A 17,557-nucleotide genomic window follows, 5' to 3' on the forward strand; every position below is an offset into this window, starting at 1 on the left:
TCTTGGCTTACTTCTGCGTGCAGGCCGCGCCGTAGGCGTCGGCGTGGTTGCTCAGCACGAGCGACTCGGTCTTGTTGTAGAGGCGGCCTTTGGAGTCGCGCGAGACGACGCGAGCAAAGAAGTCCTGCACCGGAAAGCGATTGGGGCCAAGGCTGAACTTGCCGCGGACCGACGTGAACTTGCTCTCGGCCAGGGCTTTGCGCAGTGCCACGGGATCGTCGGCGTTGCCTCCGGCCGCGCGAACCGCTGCGTCGATCATCATGATCGCGTCGTAGCCTTGGGAGGCGTAGAAACTCGGCAGGCGACCGTAGGCCTTCTCGAAGCCGTTGACGAACTCGCGGCTCGGCGCGTTGTCGGTGTCGGTCGACCAGTGGCCGGTGTTGTAGACGCCGAGCATCGCATCGCCACTGGCGGCAAAGATGTCCTGGTCAGCGGAGAACTGGCTGGTCAGCAGGCGGGTCTTGTCCGAAATGCCTGCAGCGCGGTACTGCTTGGTGAAGTTGATCCCCATGCCGCCGGGCAGGAAGAAGTACACGGCGTCCGGCTTCTGTTCGCGCAGGCGCGCGATTTCCACGGCGAAGTCGAGCTGGCCCAGCTTGGGGTAGAGCTCCTCGACCACCTCGCCCTTGAAGAAGCGCTTGAAGCCGGTGGTCGCATCGCGGCCGGCCGGATAGTTGGGCGCGACCAGGATCACGCGCTTGTAATCCTTGTCCTGCGCGTACTTGCCGGCAGCCTCGTGCACGGCGTCGTTCTGCCAGCTCACGCTGAAGAAACCGCTATCGCATTGCGCGCCCGCATACTGCGACGGTCCCGCATTCGAGCTGAGATAGACGTTGCCGTTTTCCAGCGCGACAGGCGCCGCCGCCAGCAGGATGTTCGAGTAGATGATGCCCGTGAGCACCTGCACCTTGTCCTTCTTGACCAGCCGCTCGGCGATTTGCTTGGCAGCACCGGGGTTGAACTGGTCGTCCGCGACGATCAGGCGGGTCGGCTGCCCGCCGACCTTTCCGGAGAGCTGCTTGACGGCCAGCTCGATGCCGTCTCGCATGTCGACGCCCGGCACGGCCTGGGCGCCGCTCAGCGTCGTCATGACGCCGATGCGAAGTTCTGCGGCACCAGCCGTGGCCAAGCTGGCGCACGCCATGAGGGAAAGGGCCCAACGGGTAATTCGTTTCATCGCTTTTCTCCTGTAGAAATTTGGTGCTGCATTGCTCACTGGCGCGGCCGGTCAGGGCGCGGGTGGTGCGCCGGACCAAGCGCGCGCCAGTAGCCCGGCAATCGCTTCGCGGCTCAGCGGGCGCGGGTTTGCGTAGGGGCTGGTGAGCGCCAGGTCGGTCACTCGATCGAGGGCCCCGGCGGTCACGCCCAACTCACGCAACGACGTTGGCGCGCCAAGCTCCTTGGCAAGTTCGTGCAGGCCCGAGCTGGCGTCCGGTCGGCCCAGGGCGCGCGCGATGCGGCGCATGGCCACCGGCGCAGCCGGTGCGTTGTAGGCCAGGGTGTGCGGCAGCATCACGGCGTGCGTCTCTGCATGGGGCAGATCCAGGCTGCCGCCGAGCACGTGGCACAGCTTGTGATGCAGCGCCATGCCCGCCTGCCCCAGCACCGTGCCGCACAGCCACGCGCCATACAAGCAGTCGCTGCGCGCCTCGATATCGCTCGGCGCGGCAGCCACGCGCGTCAGACCGGCGGCCAGGGCGCGAATGCCTTCCTCGGCCATGAGATCGAGCACGGGGTTGCCGTCATGTGCGTACAGCCCTTCGGCGGCATGTGCAATCGCATTCAATCCACTGGTGACAGAAAGCGCCACCGGCAGCCCCAGCGTCAACTCGGGGTCGTACACCACGGTGCGAGGCAGCACGCGCGCATCGCGTCCGGTTTTCTTCACGCCGTCTTCCGTCAACCCATAGATGGGTGTCATTTCAGAACCTGCATAGGTGGTCGGAACGGCGACGATCGGCAGACCCATATCGAGCGCAATCCCCTTGGCCAGCCCAATGGTGGAGCCGCCACCGACCGCCACGAGCCCATCGGCGCCGACAGAGGTGGCGTATGCACTCGCCGCGCGCGCCACCTCGACAGGGACATGCATGCGCGCACCGTCGAACACGCCCACGCAGCGCTGTTCCAACAAGGTCGCAGCGGCTTCAGCCAGGTCTCGTTGATGGGGGGTGCACAGCACCAGCGCGCGTTGAATGCCCAGCGCTGCCACTTCGTTCGCGAGGCATGTTCGACTGCCCGCGGCAAATACCACCCGTACAAGCAGGGCGCCGTAGACGAAATCACGCATGGCTCGAAGCCTCGGCAGGAAAGTAGTCGACCTGAAAGCGGGCCACCCTCAAGCCATCGAGTTCGCGCCTGACGCGCAGATGCTCAGGGTGGTCGGCATAGGCCGCCAGTGCTTGCGGCGAATCGAATTCGGTGTACAGGACCACATCACAGGCGTAGTCGACGCCGCTAACATCCAGCCCGACCTCCAAGGCGAGCAGGCCCGGAATCAGCGAGCGCAGGCCTTCGAACTGCTGCTTGACCTTCTCGCGCGTGGCGCGACGTGCATCGGGTGTGTCGCCCGAGACCTTCCACATGACCACGTGCTTGATCATGGAATCAGCCCTGGTGCGCCGGATTGAGCACGAAGTCGAAGTCCAGCGTCGAAAACGGAATATCGAGCAGCTGGCCATTGGGAGCAAGCCCGGCCTCGTGACGAACCCAGTCCACCACAAGGGACGAACGAACGCCGAACACTGCATCCGAGTCGAGATACGGGTCGCCAGCGCGGAACACATGGGTCACGAGGGTTTCGTAGCCCGGTGCGCTGATGCGAAAGTGCAGGTGTGCTGGACGCCAAGGATGGCGGCCCAATGCGTCCAGGAGCTGACCAACTGGCCCATCGTGCGGAATCGGATATGGCGTCGCCACGATGCTGAGGAAGTGGTAGCCGCCATCGGCTGCCGAACGAAGCGTGGCACGCGCGCGATGCTCGTCAAATGGCTCGTACTGCACGTCGTATAGGCCCCTGGCATCTGCCTGCCAGATCTCGATCACGGCCCCCGCCACCGGCTCGCCGGCCAGCCCACGGATGCTGCCGCGCACGAAGCACGGCTCGCCCTCGGCGCCGTTCGCTACATCGGTGCCCAACGCCCGCTCAGGTGCGCCTTCGACGTGGAATGGACCGAACACGGTGGCCTCGGTGCAGCCCACGGGCTTGCGATGATTTTGAGCCGCCACCAGCGTCGACAGGCCCAGCGTGTCCGACAGCAGGATGAACTCTTGCCGTGTTGGACTGCAGGCACGGCCGACAGCCGTTAGGAATTCGAGTCCCGCGGCCCATTCGACCTCAGTGAGGTCGACCTCCCGCGCAAAGCAGTGCAGGTGCCGCACCAGACAGGTCATGACCGTCTTCAGACGTTGGTCCGCCGTGTTCGCGTGGCGCGCGATCACCGCTTGGGTGATCGTTGTCTCGTCGAGATTTTGCATTCGTGCGCTCCGGACCTTTCCCCGACAAAAAGTCGTTTCACGAAGGTCTGAGCGAATGCTATTAATGACTTAGATGGAAATATATGATGATAATGAAAACTATATTTTCATCCCAAGGAAAGATGGCTCATGAACCACTGGATCGAGTACGAGTTCTTCGTGCGCGTTGTGGAGTTGGGTAGCCTCAGCAAGGCGGCCGAATCCATGGGCCTGTCCAACCCCTCGGCAAGCCGCCAGCTTGCGGCCCTGGAGCGTCGCCTTGGCGCTCGGCTGATCGAACGCAGCACGCGCCGCTTGTTTGTGACAGACGTTGGCCAGGACTTCTACCGCCGCTGCAAAGGCGCACTGGACGACATGCAGGAGGCCGTCGAGGCAGTCAACGTCACGACATCCAATCCGGTGGGCGTCTTGCGCGTGACTGCGTCGCTGTCGCTGTCGCTGCAGCACATCGCTCCCCTGCTGCCGGAATTCACGCAGCGCTACCCAAACCTGCGCGTGGAGGTGGTCGCAGCAAATCGCTACTACGACATCATCGACAACAACATCGACGTGGCGCTGCGCACGCGCGAGTCCGAGCCTGACTCGAGCCTCGTCATCCGAAGCCTGGCAACGACGCGACGCGTACTGGCCGCCTCGCCCGCGTACCTCGATCGCTACGGAGCCCCCGGCGACCCCCATGCACTCGCGAAGCATCCATTGCTGTTGTACACCTACCATGACCCCGACACACTGACCTTCGAGCGAGGCGATGAACGCGTGACGATTGCGACCAAATCCAAACTGGAAGCTAACGATGGGCAGATTTTGCGTGTGGCCAGTGTGCAGGGGCTCGGGATCGTGGTGCAGCCGATGTACGTGGTCTACGACGACTTGGTGGCGGGCCGACTGGTTCCGCTTATGACCGACTGGAAGCTACCCTCGATGTCTGTCAACCTCGTGTATCAGCACCGCCGCCTCGTCCCCGCAAAGACGCGTGCCTTCATCGACTTTCTGGTCGAAGACTTTGAACGACAGGACTACCAGCGGCGCTGGAATTCGATGGCTTGGGGACAGACCAAGCAGGCCGGTTGATAGGCGCAATCGCGTCAAAGGCCGGGTATCCGTTCATTGCGTAGACCAAGGCGGCAACCAATGACGCCAAAGACAGCACGAGCGCCTGCCAGTGGTGCATGTCGACCAACCCATTGCCCAGGACAGCCGTCCGGTCTAGCCGGTGGCGAGCAGATTCCATCAGGCCCGGGAAGGCCTTGCGATTGGCGTGCTGCACGGTGGTGCCGGTGCGCAGCGGCTCGCGATTGCGTTGGATGACGGCCGGCGCTCAAGCTCGGCCACTTATTAGCGCGGCCAATCACGGCGGCGTGCGCTGTCGGCTTTCCAGAGGTCGTCCGTGGCGCTCAAGCCATTCGACACCGATCCGCGCAACGCATTCTCACCACCTGCCCAGAGCTTTGTAATCGGTCCGATGTCGAACGAGATTCTTCCTTTCAGTAGAAGAATCATTTCCAAAATCGACATATATCTGCATTCGAGCGATCACTAGCATCCACCTTGCTCACTTGCATGACCTTGGTCTGCAAGGAAGTCATAGGAGCCCGCAAATGCGAAACCTCGATGAGACCACGATTGCGCATTCGGTGATCGCAGGCTGCGCCAGCCCCGCGAACTGATACCGAAAGATGTCGTGGCACACCGTCGACTCGGAATCCCGCGGGAATTTACTTGATCGAGGCCGAGCGGGCAGTGGGCTTCAGGTTCTCACGGCCTTCTGCCATAGCAGAACCAAGAAAACGAGGGTCAACATGAAAAGCGTTCCATCTTCACTCAGCCTGATCGCCGCCGCGAGCGCTTCAGCAATCCTTGTGGCTGGCTGCGGCGGATCCGGCGGGTCCAGCGGATTCGGCGGATTCAACGCTGTCGGACCGACGGACACGAGTCCCGTCACTCCCGCATCAGCGGACGCGATCTTCATCAACGGCAAGGTGGTTACCGTGGACAACAATTCGCGTGTCGCGCAAGCCTTCGCCGTCAAAGATGGAAAGTTCTTGAGTGTCGGGTCCACCGATGAGATCAAACCGCTTGCAAGTGCGAATACTCAGGTGGTAGACCTCAAAGGCCGCACGGTGATACCTGGATTGGCCGACGGTCACTTTCACAGTCCTGGCGGCGGATCGGGCATTGACATTTCTCAAGCCCGATCACTTGCAGATATCTTTGCAAAGATCAGTGACGCTGCCAAGACCGCCACGCCCGGCCAAATTCTTGTCTCGAATTCAGACTGGCACGAAGCCCAGCTCAAAGAGCAGCGCACACCTACCGCCTCGGAGCTGGAAGCCGCAGCACCCGGCATACCAGTGGTGCTTGTCCGAGGGGGGCACAGCTATTTCCTGAACAAGACAGCGCTGGCGAAATGGAGCATTACGACCAGTTCGCCTGTGCCAGCTGGGGGCGCAATTCCAAGGGACGCGAATGGCGACCTCACCGGCGAACTGGTCGATACGGCGCGTAATCCCGTTGAGTTGCCGCCGCCCCCACCTGAGACGCAAGCAAGCATCGAGAAGCAGCAGGCTGTGCTCAACTCCTATGGCCTGACGAGCGTCCGCGTCGCGGGCACGAGCGTGGCGGCGTACCGACAACTGCAGCAAGTCAGGGACTCGGGAAGATCAACTGTGCGTTACAGCGTTCTCTTCCGCGGCGTGAGTCCGGATGCCTTGGCGTCCCAGGGAATCAAGCAGGGCGAGGGCGATAGCCTGGTGAGTGTCTGGGGCATCAAAATGGCCGTCGACGGTGGCTTTGAAGGCGCCCACACGACCCAGGCGTACGCCGAGCCGATGGGGCAAGGCGGAACTTACTTCGGGTTAGCGACCATGCCGCAGGCGGCATTCAATGACTCTGTCATTGCCTTCAACAACGCCGGCTGGCGCGTGGCAACACACGCCGTTGGCGATGCCGCAATCGACCAGGTACTTGAGGGCTATGAGAAGGCCAGCGCAGCCAAGGACATTCGGCAGACCGGTTGGACCATCGAACATGCGGCGATCATGCGCCCTGATCAATTGCCGAAGCTCAAGGCACTGAATCTGCGCATGTCCGTCCAGGATCACCTGTATCTTGTAGCGCCGATTCTTAAGAATTATCTTGGCGTTGATCGATATTCGCAGTATTCGCCGATCAGAACTTACCTTGACGCAGGCCTTCTGGTCGCAGGGGGAACGGATGCTCCGGTGATCCCCATCAATCCGTTCTGGGGGCTCTACCATCTCGTGTCGCGCGACTCCATCTCGGGCGGCGTCGCCGGCGCAAATCAGGCAACCAGTCGCGAAGAAGCGTTGCGTGTTCTCACACTCAACAACGCCAAACTCACCGACGAAGCGGATATCAAGGGATCCATCGAGCCGGCGAAACTCGCTGACTTCGTGGTTATATCCGGTGACATCATGACGATTCCGACCGGTGAAATCGAGGATCTCAAAGCGCTTGAAACCTATGTCGGTGGCAAGCGCGTGTACCAGAATTCAAGTACTCCCCTTTAGTTCTTTGAACCTCGATGATTCAACTACGACTCAGACTGAGAGCCACTTCGGCAGCGTTGCTCACTGCGGCGCTGTCGTTGCTGGCCACCCCTTCGTTGGCGCAGCGCTCTCGCGATGTGCATGAGCACGGTGCTGCCAGAGAATTGAAAGCGTCCGATTTCTCAGGCGCGCCGCGCGACTTGGTCTTGTGGGGTGACCTCGCTCGCGCAGGGTTAACCAGGAAGAACGGTCAATACAAGTTGACCTTTATGCCTGCGAAGATTCGCGAGCTTCACGGCAAGTCGGTCACCTTGGTCGGCTATATGACCGCGATTTCCGGTGGCAAGCATCACACCCGATTCCTGCTAAGTGCGCAGCCCTTGTTGTGCGACGAGTGCCACGCCATGAATTCACCGACCACCACGGCGGAGATCAATGCGCTGAGGCCGCAAAGTCAAACCGACGAACCGCTGACGATTCGAGGCACGATGGAAATTGTTGACGACAATCCCAATGGACTGGTTTACCGGATCAACAACGCGAAGGTTTTGTCGCGAGCAAGAACAAAAAATTCCCGTTCGACGTCCTGAGCAACCGTCTTAAAAGTTAAGAAGCGTGGAGCGATTCCTCCCAGTATTTTCCGGACTTCGCAATGGCGTTGAGCGTGGTCAGCAGCTTGCGCATGGCCGCCACCAGGGCGACCTTCCGGGCCAAGCGTCCGAATCCCCATAGGCCCGTAGCCTTCCCAGTCCGCAGCAGAGCATTCCGCGGTTTCCTCCTTAGAGGCTTGTCCAACACCTGCCCTCAGGCACTGTCGTGCGCGGGCTCGTAATGTTGGCACGGACAGGTGTCGGACAACCCTTAACCACTGTCGGCGTTCAGCCGCCAAAATTGTCTTCCGAAAGGCTGTCGTTCAACGATTGGACGACCTCTTCTCTCGATCTTGACGAAATGCGGCGAAGCTTTGTTGGGCAACCTTTGTGCGCTTTTTGACGAGCTCGGCGCATGGGAGCGGTCCCTCGGATATGAAACGTCGCAGAACTTCGGCCTCGGATTGCAATGGCCATTGGGTGCGCCTTGGTGGTTTGGCTTCTTAGCGCGATGGCTTGAATCCGGAAAGGGCAAACATCCGCGCCTTGAGCGCTTGAATGAAGGCCGTCACGCGCGCGGGACGGTAGATGCCTGGAGGCAGCGCGACATGAATGGCGATGGGTTCGAGCCACCAATTCGCCAGCACCCGTTGCACCCGACCGGTCTTGAGGTCTTCTTGGCACATCCAGGGGGCCGCCGCGCCGATGCCCGATCCGTTGAGGATCGCACGGTAGCTCGACAGCAGGCTGTCGGTCTGGATCGGGGTGTCAAGCATCACCATGCGGGGGCGGCCCAATCGATCCAGCATGCGCACGTTGCCGGTCACATAGGGCACGAGTCCGACGCAAGGCAACTGCGGAAGACGTGCGATGCTGATGGGCCCGAGCCTCTCGAGCAGTTCGGGCGTAGCGATCAGCACGCGCTCCATCATGCCGAGCTTGCGGCTCACCAATCCGGGATCGCGTACCTCCCCCACGCAGACCCAGCAATCCGCGCCCCATGCAGTCAGGTCGAGCACCCGATCGGTCAGCGTGAGTTCGATGCGTAAAGCAGGATGCGCCGCGCGCAGATCGGTCACCGCGTCGGTCAGGAAGCCCGTCCCGTACCCCGAAGGCCCGATCACGCGCAGCGTGCCTTCAGGCCGGCTTTGCCCGCCCTTCAGACGCTGCGACAGGCCTGACCATCGGTCCCCGAGGTCACGGGCCTCGGCAAGCAGCGAGCGTCCTTCGTCGGTGAGCGAAAAGCTCGCGGTCGTGCGCAGCGCCAGCTTGCAGCCGAGCAGCCGCTCCAGCTCGAGCAGTCGACGACTGACCGTGGGCTGCGTCGTGCCCAGCAGCCGCGCCGCCTTGCTGAGTGATCCGCTCTCGCCGATCTTCTGGAACGTGTCGAGCAGGTCGAGCCGGTCATGTACGTGCTTCATACGCCGAACGTATAGCACTTCATCACTCCATGCGTCTAGCGGAAAGTGACTGTGGTTCGTATCGTCGGGCCATGAACACTTCGAACGCCCCCACGGCCGGCATCGCCCGGATCGGCGACGAGCCCAAAGGCGGCTCCGTCCTCGGCTTCTACGCACCCAAGGGGTCGGCCCGTCCGCCGCGCGTCGCCCGCGGCGAAGGCGTCTTCCTGTGGGACGCGAACGGCAAGCGGTATCTCGACGCAACGGCCGGCGCCGTCGTCGCGAACATCGGCCACGGCAATCCGCGCGTGCTGGCCGCGATGACCGAGCAGGCCTCGAAGGTGACCTTCGCGTACCCGCGCTTTTTCGAGAGCGAGCACAACATCGCGCTGGCCGACAGCGTCTGCGCACTCGCGGGCGACGGCTTCGATCGCGCATTCTTCGTCTCGGGCGGATCGGAGGCCAACGAGGCCGCGATCAAGCTCGCGCGCCAATATGCGGTCGTGACCGGCCAGGGCAGCCGCGCGAAGGTGATCTCGCGTGATCCGAGCTACCACGGCTCGACGCTCGGCGCGCTCGCGGTTACGGGCGATGCCAACACGCTCAACCTGTATGGCCCGATGGTTCGTGCCATGCCCAAGGTGCCGGCGCCCTTGTCGTATCGCATCCCCGATGGCCACACGGTGGAGTCGCACGAGCAGGCGTGCGCCGACGCTCTCGAACAGACCATCCTGCGCGAAGGCCCGGACACGGTGCTGGCGTTCATCCTCGAACCCATCGGCGGCCTCTCGACCGGTGCGGTGGTTTCCTCGGCGGCCTACTTCCGGCGCGTGCGCGAGATCTGCGACCGCCACGGCGTGCTGGTGATCTTCGACGAGATCATGAGCGGCGCCGGCCGCACCGGTGCCTTCCTCGCCGCGCACCACTGGGAGGGCGCGCGCCCCGACCTCGTGACGCTCGCCAAGGGCTTGGCCGCCGGCTACACGCCGCTGGGTTGCCTGCTTGCACCCAACCGGATGGTCGATGCGATCGCAGGCGCCGGCGGCTTCGTGCACGGCCACACCTACTTCACGAATCCGCTGTCGTGTGCGGTGGCGCGCGCGGTGGTCGACGAGGTCGTGAGGCAAGACCTTGTGACCCGCGCACGTGACAGGGGTGAACTGCTGATGGCACGCCTGCGCGACATCGCCTCGCGATCGCCGATCGTCGGCGACGTGCGCGGCAAGGGCCTTCTCACCGCCATCGAGATCGTCTCGGGCAAGGCCGAGCGCAGCCAGCTGCCGGTCGCCTTCAACGCGCCCGCGCGGTTGACAGAGCACGGGTTGAAGCATGGCATCGCGCTCTACAACCGCCGAGCCAACCTCGGCGCCTTCGGCGATTTCCAGATGATCACGCCGCCGCTCACGATCAACGAGGCGGAGATCGACGAACTCGCCGACCTGCTCGAAAAGTCGCTGGCCGATCTCGCCGACGAGATCGCGCGCAAGGGCCTCGCGCACTGAACCCGGCGATCGCACCGATTTCGCAACCCACCCAGGAAAGCCTCCGATGAAGCTCCCGTTCACTCTCAAGGTCACGCTCGCCTGCACCGCGCTGGCCTTCGCAGCCGCGGCCACGGCACAGATCAGCACCGCGCACGGTCCGCTGAAGCTCATCGTCGGCTACCCGGCCGGCGGCTCGGCCGACGTGCAGGCGCGCACGCTCGCCGACAAGCTGGCCGCCGAGCTTGGCACGGTTGTCGTCGTCGACAACCGCACCGGTGCGGGCGGCGCGATCGCGGCCGACTACGTTCGCACGGCGCCGGCGGACGGCCTGACCGTGCTGCTGGCCAACATGCACATGATGGTCATGCTGCCACTGACCACGAAGTCGGTGCGCTACGACGCCGTCAAGGACTTCAAGCCCGTCGGCCGCATCGCGAGCTTCTACGAAGGCATCGCGGTGCCCGCCGAGCTGCAGGCCAAGGATGTGAAGCAGTGGCTCGACATCGCCACTCGGGACCCGAAGAAGGCGAACTACGGCGTGCCCGCACCGGGCAGCGTCTCGCAGTTCATGGGCTATCGCCTCGGCAGCGACGCCAAGGCCGGCCTCGTCGCCGCGCCCTACCGAGGCGCAGCGCCGCTGGTGCAGGACCTGCTCGGCAACCAGATCTCGGCCGGCATCATGCCCATTGCCGACCTTGTCGCGCATCAGCAGTCGGGCAAGCTCAAGGTGCTGGCAGTGAACGGCACCCGGCGTGCAGCCTTGCTGCCCGACGTGCCGACGCTCAAGGAACTCGGCCAGCCGCACTTCGACAACCTGGAATGGACCGGCCTCTTCGTGCCGGCGGGCACGCCGCGGCCCATCGTCGACCAGCTGAATGCGGCACTCGGCAAGGCACTGGCCAACAAGGACGTGCAGGAACGGCTGCTGAAGCTCAGCAGCGACCCGAATCCGAGCACGCCGGAAGAACTCTCGGCCCTCATCGCCGACGACATCAAGCGATGGGGGCCGGTGGTGAAGGCCTCGGGATTCACATCGGAATGACGGCGACCGCCTTGCACCCGATCCCGCCGCACAAACCGCTGCAGCTGCCCGGCCTCCATGGCTACGCCGATGCCAAGACCGTGGCGGCGGGTGAACTCGTCCGCTTCCACGTCAGCAGTGACGTGCCTTACGAATTCGCGGTCTGCCGGCTGGGCAGCGACGTCGAAGGACGCAGCGACGACGTGGCGCTCGAAGCGTTCGCGCCCTATCAGGCGCGCGTTCAGCCGATCCATCCCGGCTCCTACGTGTATGTGGAGCGTGGCTTGCCGGCCGGCCTGCCGCTGCGCGGATTGAGCTTCGAATGCTGGATCAAGCCCTGGACCGTCGATGTCAGGCAGACCATCGTCAGCCAGCACGACGACGACGCCGCGCAGCGCGGCTTTGCGTTCTTCATCGAGCCCGGCGGCGCACTGTCGTTCCACCTGGGAGACAACGCCGCGCCTTCGCACGGCCGGCTCGCGGCGCGCCGTTGGCAGCACGTTGCCGCCACGTGGGACGGTGAGTTCGCAACGCTGTGGATCGATGGGGGGTGCGTGGCGCAGTGGCCCGCACGGCAGGCCGTCGAGCCCGCAGCCGCGCCGCTGCGGCTCGGCGCCAGCGCCATCGACGGCCTGGCCGACCTGTTCCTCGAAGCCGACCTCGTCATGCCTGCGTTGTACGACCGGGCGCTGTCGGGCAGCGAGATCGCCGCCCGACACGGACAACGCGGATTGCAGATCGCCACGGGCCGCTCGGTGCTCGCCTGCTGGCCCCTTCGGGAAGAGCGCGGCGCGCAAGTGGCCGATGCCAGTGGGCACCAGCGCACCGGCCGCATCGTCAACCACGCGACCTGGATGATCGTCGGCCCGGCCTTCGAACCCGGCAAGGTCGGCCAGTACGAAGAAGACGAATCGCCCTACGACCCGCTGCACGATCCGACGCGCGGGCACGGCCTGCGTTTCGCCGGCGACGACCTCTACGACTGCCGCTGGGATGCGGTGCACGCATTCCGCGTTCCCGACGACGCTAGGTCCGGCGTCTACGTCGGCCGCGCGCGCTTCGATATCGAGGGCCGCAAGGCGGACTACGACATCACCTTCATCGTGCGCAAGCCCGCGCACGTGGCACCTGCCCCCATCCTCGTGCTGTGCGCCGTCAACAGCTGGCTCGCCTACGCCACCACGCCCTTCGCGAAGAACGTGGTCGACGATCCGGTGTGGCCGCGCCGCTCGGAGGGCCTGGAGAACAGCCATCCCGACGCGCCGGCCTACAGCAGCTACGTCTACCACCGCCACGGCCAGCCCTGCTACCAGGTCGGCCTGCGCATGCCCTGGCCCAATGCCAGCCCCAATGCGCTCTACGACCCAGCCGAGAGCGGTTTCAGCCAGTGGACGCGGCTCGAACGCCATCTGCACGTCTGGCTCGACAAGCAGGGCTACGACTACGACGTGATCGGCGACATCGACCTGCACCGCGATCCGTCGCTGCTCGCGCGCTACAAGACCGTCATCGTCAACGGCCACAGCGAATATTGGTCGCTGCCGGGCGTGGAGGCACTCGACGATTTCCTGAAGCGCGGGGGCAGCGCGGTCGTGCTGTCGGGCAACACCATGTACCTGCGCGTGAGCTACGACGAAGACTTCACCGTCATGGAGCAGCGCAAGGTCAACGGGCCTGATCACGACGACACCAGGTCGCCCGTGGGCCCGCCGGCCGGCGCATTCGGCGAGCAGTACCACAGCCAGGACTGGGCGCGCGGCGGACGGCTCAAGGCATCGGGCCGACCGGCCGGCGAAATCATCGGCCTTGAGACTGCGGGCTGGGCCTTCGCCCATGGCGACGACTTCGGCGTCTATCACGTCGAGCTGCCGGCGCATGGGCTCTTCAACGAGCCGCAGCCGCTGGGTCTCGGCAAGGGAGACACCTTCGGCCACGCACCCCGCGGCGGGCTGCCGCGCGCCATCGGACACGAGTGGGACCTGACCCTTTCGACCCTCGCGAAGATGACGAAGTGCGCCCCCCCCGGTGCTTCCCTTCCCTTCGCACAAGAAGGCATCGAGGTCATCGCCAAGGGCATCCGGCGCGTGCCGGGCAAGTTGGACGCGTACCTCGACTACTACTCGAGACCCACCGAATCGCTCGACGGACTGTCGGCCGAAATGATCTATTGGGAGCGGCCACAGGGCGGGCGCGTGTTTCATGCAGGCGCCGTCGGTGCGGCCTGGGTGATCGGCAGCGACCCGCTCTTCGGACAACTGCTCGGCAACGTGCTGCATCGTTTCGGCATAGCCCCCAGAAATTCCATGCAAGCACCTACCGGCAAGACGGCAACGTGATGGCCACACATCCAGAAATCACAGCTCACACGGCGCTCGATGCGCCCCTGTGGACGCCTTCACCAGACCGCAAGGCACGGGCTCTGATCACCCACTTCGAGGCCTGGCTGGATCGCGAACGCGGTCTTCGTTTCGAGAACTACGAGGCGCTGTGGCAATGGTCGGTGACCGACCTGGAGGGCTTCTGGAGTGCCGTCCTGGCCTTCTTCGAGCTTCCGTTGCGAACGTCGTACGCGCGCATCCTGTCCTGCGACGACATGCCGGGCGCCCGATGGTTCGAAGGCGCCCAGCTCAATCTGGTCGACCAGGTGTTCCGCCACGCGCACCTGGCCTCGCCCGCCATCGTTTTTGAAAGCGAAGCCTCGGGCACCGGCACCGTGAGCTGGGACGAGCTTCGGTGCCAAGTGGCATCGGTGGCCCAAGCCCTGCGCGAGTTGGGCGTGCAGCAAGGTGACCGCGTGGCCGGCTACCTTCCCAACATTCCCCAGGCGGTCGTTGCGTTCCTGGCCGCTGCCAGCCTGGGTGCGGTGTGGTCTCTGTGCGCGCCGGACATGGGGCCGGTCAGCGTGGGAGACCGGCTCCGCCAGATCGAGCCCAAGGTGCTGGTCGCGGTGGACGGCTATCGCTTCGGCAGCAAGGCGTTCGACCGCCGCGGCGCACTGGACGAGATTCTGCGCGAGCTGCCGACGGTCACCGGCATCCTCTGGATCGCGCATCTCGACGCGGCAGCGCATCCACCCGTGCAGGCCGCGAGCCGCACAACGATGCACTGGCAGGACGCCATCGCGCGCGAGGCGGCCTGGCAACCGGCGGCGCTCCCGGCGGAGCACCCACTGTGGATCCTTTACTCGTCGGGAACGACGGGGCTGCCCAAGGCGATCGTCCACGGCCACGGCGGCGTGCTCGCGAACGGCATGGTGAACATGATCCTGCACGGCGACCTGCACCCGGGCGAGCGCGTCTTCTGGGCCGCCAACACGTCGTGGATGGTGTGGAACGCACACGTCATGGGGCTGCTGGGGGGCGCCACCCTCGTGCTGTACGACGGCGCCGTGACTGGTGGCGGTGCCGAGCCCGACTGGGGCTACCTGTGGAAGCTGGCGGGGCGACTGGGCGTTCACGTGTTCGGCGCGGGCGCCGCGATCCATCACGCCTGTCTCAAGGCCGGCATCGTGCCGCACGACATCGCAGATCTGCGGCAGTTGCACACGGTGTCATCCACCGGATCTCCTCTGTCACCCGAGGCTTGCGAGTGGCTGTACAGCGCCGTCAAACCCGATCTCTGGCTCAACATCGTTTCGGGCGGAACGGACATTGCCGGTGGCTTCCTGGTAGGGCTCCCCACCCTGCCGGTCTACACAGGCGAGATGCAATGCCGCACCTTGGGCGCGTGTGTGCAAGCCTGGAACGATGCCGGGCAGCCCGTGATGGACGAGGTGGGGGAACTGGTGTGCACAAGGCCCTTGCCTTCGATGCCGCTGTACTTCTGGGGAGACGCGGGAAATCGGCGCTACCTGGAGAGCTACTTCGAGAACTTCAAGGACAGCCAGGGCCGCAACGTCTGGCGCCATGGCGACTGGCTGCGACTGGCGCCGCGGCCCCAAGCGACGGCGGGCGTGATCTACGGCCGTTCAGACGCCACCATCAATCGCCAGGGTGTGCGCATGGGAACCTCCGAGCTGTACCGGGTCGTACAGGGCATCACCGAAGTGCTGGACAGCCTGGTCGTGGACCTGGAGTACCTCGGGCGCGAGTCGTACATGGCGCTGTTCGTTCAGCTGCAGCCCGGCATTCAGCTGAGCGCGCCGCTGGAGCAATACATCCGGCAGGCCTTGCGTACAGGCTTGTCAGCACGACACGTGCCCAACGAGATCATCCAGGTGAGCACGATCCCGAAGACCATCACCGGTAAGAAACTGGAGTTGCCCGTCAAGAAGCTCCTACTGGGCCACGCGCTCGAGAAGGTCGTGAGCCGCGATGCGCTGGCGGAGCCTGGGAGCATCGACTGGTACGTGGATTTCGCCCAAAGGTACCGCCGCCGCATAGGCTGATGCGGGTGTGTGAGGCTCCGCTCGCCGCCTGGCACGAAGCCCTCGGCAAGGTTTGGGATAGATCTGACCGGACTGGCGCGTTATCACTATCGTGCCGGAATGCCGGAATGCCGGAATGCCGTCGTCGACGACCGTCGCTCGTGGCCGACTGAAGTCGGACGCTCCACCGTGCGAACGGGGTCGCCCGTCCCCGTCGCAGTTCGCCGCCCCCTCCGGCGCTACTCTCGGAACCAAATCTTTAGCGTCACATAGACCGCATAGCTGTGGGGCGCGCGTAGTCACTCGCGTTGCATTTTTTCTTCTTTTGTTGACAAATGACTAGCAAATGCAACAAACTCCAGCATGCTCTCTATTTCGACACGCGAACAAGCCGTCCTGGCGCTGGCTAAAAAGCGGCCGTTGCTGCGCGCGCGGGATCTAGCCGAGCACGGCCTCCCCACGATGGCACTCAGCCGACTGGTCGCCGCAGGCCGGCTCGAACGAGTCGCCCGAGGCGTCTACAGCCTGCCGGGACGCACGCTCAGTGAGCACCGCTCACTGGCAGAGGTCGCCCTTCGCGTGCCGCAGGGCATCGTCTGTCTGCTGTCAGCGCTGCGCGTCCATGGAATCGGCACGCAAGCGCCGTTTGAAGTGTGGATCGCGATTCCTCACAACTCGCCAACACCCAAGCTCGACCAGCCTTCGCTACGCGCCATCCGCATGTCCGGCCCCGCACTGTCCGAAGGCGTTGAACCCATGCAGATCGATGGTGTACACGTTCCGGTCTTCAACGCAGCCAAGACCATTGCCGACTGCTTCAAATTTCGCAACAAAATCGGCCTGGACGTCGCGCTAGAAGCGCTACGCGACGGATGGACACAGCGCAAAGTAACAGTTGACGCGCTCTGGCATTACGCCACGATCGACCGCGTATCCAATGTGATACGCCCCTACCTCGAAAGCGTCACCACGTGAGCCGCAACATCGCAGCCTCCATCCGCGCCCGCTTGAAGCAACAGGCGGATGCTAAGAAGCAGGACTTCAACCTGACGCTCACCCGCTATGGCCTTGAGCGCCTGCTGTACCGGTTGTCCATCTCGGACCATGCCCCCAACTACCTGCTCAAGGGTGCACTGCTGTTTTCGCTCTGGTACGACCAGCCACATCGGCCCACCCGCGATGCCGACCTGTTGGGGTTCGGTCCAGACGACGTCGAATCGGCGGTGAACGCATTTCGCGAAATCTGCCGGATTGCAGTGGAAGATGGAATCACCTTCGATGACGCGTCAGTGCAAGGGGCAGTCATTCGCAAGGAGACCGGCTACGGAGGCGTGCGAATTGACCTGAGAGCGATGCTGGACGGCGCGCGCATCGCGCTGCAGGTGGACATCGGCTTCGGCGATGCTGTAACACCAGCAGCGGAAGCCATCAGCTATCCGGTCCTGCTTGACGACTTGCCCGCCCCGCAGTTGCGCAGCTATCCCAAGTACACCGTGGTGGCTGAAAAGTTCCATGCGGTCTGCCTCCTGGGAATGACCAACACCCGGATGAAGGACTACTTCGATCTCTGGGTGCTAATGACCGAAGGGACGCTGGACCCCGCTGAACTGCAGCGTGTTAGCGCCAGTGCAATCGTGATCAGCGGTGCCAATCGAACATTGACCAGGGGCTGGAGCTGGTTCCGTTAGGAGCCAGCTGTGAATAACTATA

The 17,557-nt window shown here is 64.0% G+C and carries 14 protein-coding genes and 1 pseudogene; 9 read left to right on the forward strand and 6 right to left on the reverse strand.

Going from position 1 to position 17,557, the window contains the following annotated elements; all coding sequences use genetic code 11:
* Positions 1–7: 7 nt before the first annotated feature.
* The 4 genes from BMW87_RS32455 to BMW87_RS32470 are packed head-to-tail and all read right to left on the reverse strand — an operon-like array spanning position 8 to position 3,477.
* Positions 8–1,177: an ABC transporter substrate-binding protein gene (locus BMW87_RS32455; RefSeq protein WP_093082235.1), complete on the reverse strand. Its 1,170-nt coding sequence runs from the start codon at positions 1,175–1,177 to the stop codon at positions 8–10.
* A gap of 51 nt (positions 1,178–1,228) precedes the next feature.
* Entirely contained in the window at positions 1,229–2,290 is a 1,062-nt protein-coding gene (locus BMW87_RS32460; protein ID WP_093082238.1) for a maleylacetate reductase, read from the reverse strand.
* On the reverse strand, positions 2,283–2,603 hold the full coding sequence (locus tag BMW87_RS32465) for a Dabb family protein (protein WP_093082240.1): 321 nt from the start codon (positions 2,601–2,603) through the stop codon (positions 2,283–2,285). The genes BMW87_RS32460 and BMW87_RS32465 overlap by 8 nt, the downstream gene beginning before the upstream one ends.
* A 4-nt stretch (positions 2,604–2,607) precedes the next feature.
* Entirely contained in the window at positions 2,608–3,477 is an 870-nt protein-coding gene (locus tag BMW87_RS32470; RefSeq protein WP_093082243.1) for an intradiol ring-cleavage dioxygenase, read from the reverse strand.
* Positions 3,478–3,606: 129 nt separating this feature from the next.
* Here BMW87_RS32470 and BMW87_RS32475 point away from each other — a divergent pair, with 129 nt between their 5' ends.
* The 3 genes from BMW87_RS32475 to BMW87_RS32485 all read left to right on the forward strand — a co-directional run bounded on the left by BMW87_RS32475 (position 3,607) and on the right by BMW87_RS32485 (position 7,576).
* A complete protein-coding gene (locus BMW87_RS32475; RefSeq protein ID WP_093082245.1) occupies positions 3,607–4,548 on the forward strand; it encodes a LysR family transcriptional regulator in 942 nt (313 codons plus the stop codon).
* 728 nt (positions 4,549–5,276) lie between these two features.
* Positions 5,277–7,007 (forward strand): amidohydrolase, encoded by a 1,731-nt coding sequence (locus tag BMW87_RS32480; RefSeq protein WP_093082248.1) that lies wholly within the window; start codon positions 5,277–5,279, stop codon positions 7,005–7,007.
* A gap of 14 nt (positions 7,008–7,021) precedes the next feature.
* The gene (locus tag BMW87_RS32485; protein ID WP_143062646.1) at positions 7,022–7,576 is read left to right on the forward strand and encodes a hypothetical protein; all 555 of its coding nucleotides are present in this window, start codon (positions 7,022–7,024) and stop codon (positions 7,574–7,576) included.
* A 16-nt stretch (positions 7,577–7,592) separates the two neighbouring features.
* Here BMW87_RS32485 and BMW87_RS35620 read toward each other — a convergent pair.
* Both BMW87_RS35620 and BMW87_RS32490 read right to left on the reverse strand, forming a co-directional pair.
* A pseudogene (locus tag BMW87_RS35620) lies at positions 7,593–7,706 on the reverse strand (IS110 family transposase); the annotation flags it as partial.
* Between the two features lie 373 nt (positions 7,707–8,079).
* On the reverse strand, positions 8,080–8,997 hold the full coding sequence (locus BMW87_RS32490; RefSeq protein WP_093082253.1) for a LysR family transcriptional regulator: 918 nt from the start codon (positions 8,995–8,997) through the stop codon (positions 8,080–8,082).
* A 71-nt stretch (positions 8,998–9,068) separates the two neighbouring features.
* On the opposite strand from BMW87_RS32490, the gene BMW87_RS32495 reads away from it, so the two are divergent.
* The 6 genes from BMW87_RS32495 (at position 9,069) to BMW87_RS32520 (ending at position 17,535) form a co-directional block, all read left to right on the forward strand.
* Positions 9,069–10,478, forward strand: coding sequence for an aminotransferase family protein (locus tag BMW87_RS32495; RefSeq protein WP_093082255.1), 1,410 nt, complete (start codon positions 9,069–9,071; stop codon positions 10,476–10,478).
* A 46-nt stretch (positions 10,479–10,524) separates the two neighbouring features.
* On the forward strand, positions 10,525–11,502 hold the full coding sequence (locus BMW87_RS32500; RefSeq protein ID WP_093082258.1) for a Bug family tripartite tricarboxylate transporter substrate binding protein: 978 nt from the start codon (positions 10,525–10,527) through the stop codon (positions 11,500–11,502).
* A complete protein-coding gene (locus BMW87_RS32505) occupies positions 11,499–13,817 on the forward strand; it encodes a LamG domain-containing protein (protein WP_093082261.1) in 2,319 nt (772 codons plus the stop codon). Before BMW87_RS32500 ends, BMW87_RS32505 begins: the two co-directional genes overlap by 4 nt.
* On the forward strand, positions 13,817–15,868 hold the full coding sequence (locus BMW87_RS32510) for an acetoacetate--CoA ligase (protein ID WP_093082263.1): 2,052 nt from the start codon (positions 13,817–13,819) through the stop codon (positions 15,866–15,868). Before BMW87_RS32505 ends, BMW87_RS32510 begins: the two co-directional genes overlap by 1 nt.
* 342 nt (positions 15,869–16,210) lie before the next feature.
* The gene (locus BMW87_RS32515) at positions 16,211–16,822 is read left to right on the forward strand and encodes a type IV toxin-antitoxin system AbiEi family antitoxin domain-containing protein (protein WP_093082266.1); all 612 of its coding nucleotides are present in this window, start codon (positions 16,211–16,213) and stop codon (positions 16,820–16,822) included.
* Positions 16,819–17,535, forward strand: a complete 717-nt coding sequence (locus BMW87_RS32520) for a nucleotidyl transferase AbiEii/AbiGii toxin family protein (protein ID WP_093082268.1) — start codon at positions 16,819–16,821, stop codon at positions 17,533–17,535. Before BMW87_RS32515 ends, BMW87_RS32520 begins: the two co-directional genes overlap by 4 nt.
* Positions 17,536–17,557: the final 22 nt, after the last annotated feature.

Source organism: Variovorax sp. OV084 (assembly GCF_900111625.1).
Classification (GTDB): Bacteria; Pseudomonadota; Gammaproteobacteria; order Burkholderiales; family Burkholderiaceae_C; genus Variovorax.

Excerpts from the sequence above, each read along its gene's own strand:
- BMW87_RS32470 (WP_093082243.1), bottom strand. The coding sequence starts at position 3,477 with ATGCAAAATCTCGACGAGACAACGATCACCCAAGCGGTGATCGCGCGC.
- BMW87_RS32515 (WP_093082266.1), top strand. The coding sequence starts at position 16,211 with ATGCTCTCTATTTCGACACGCGAACAAGCCGTCCTGGCGCTGGCTAAA.
- BMW87_RS32460 (WP_093082238.1), bottom strand. The coding sequence starts at position 2,290 with ATGCGTGATTTCGTCTACGGCGCCCTGCTTGTACGGGTGGTATTTGCC.
- BMW87_RS32495 (WP_093082255.1), top strand. The coding sequence starts at position 9,069 with ATGAACACTTCGAACGCCCCCACGGCCGGCATCGCCCGGATCGGCGAC.
- BMW87_RS32480 (WP_093082248.1), top strand. The coding sequence starts at position 5,277 with ATGAAAAGCGTTCCATCTTCACTCAGCCTGATCGCCGCCGCGAGCGCT.
- BMW87_RS32490 (WP_093082253.1), bottom strand. The coding sequence starts at position 8,997 with ATGAAGCACGTACATGACCGGCTCGACCTGCTCGACACGTTCCAGAAG.
- BMW87_RS32485 (WP_143062646.1), top strand. The coding sequence starts at position 7,022 with ATGATTCAACTACGACTCAGACTGAGAGCCACTTCGGCAGCGTTGCTC.
- BMW87_RS32455 (WP_093082235.1), bottom strand. The coding sequence starts at position 1,177 with ATGAAACGAATTACCCGTTGGGCCCTTTCCCTCATGGCGTGCGCCAGC.
- BMW87_RS32500 (WP_093082258.1), top strand. The coding sequence starts at position 10,525 with ATGAAGCTCCCGTTCACTCTCAAGGTCACGCTCGCCTGCACCGCGCTG.
- BMW87_RS32510 (WP_093082263.1), top strand. The coding sequence starts at position 13,817 with ATGGCCACACATCCAGAAATCACAGCTCACACGGCGCTCGATGCGCCC.
- BMW87_RS32475 (WP_093082245.1), top strand. The coding sequence starts at position 3,607 with ATGAACCACTGGATCGAGTACGAGTTCTTCGTGCGCGTTGTGGAGTTG.
- BMW87_RS32505 (WP_093082261.1), top strand. The coding sequence starts at position 11,499 with ATGACGGCGACCGCCTTGCACCCGATCCCGCCGCACAAACCGCTGCAG.
- BMW87_RS32465 (WP_093082240.1), bottom strand. The coding sequence starts at position 2,603 with ATGATCAAGCACGTGGTCATGTGGAAGGTCTCGGGCGACACACCCGAT.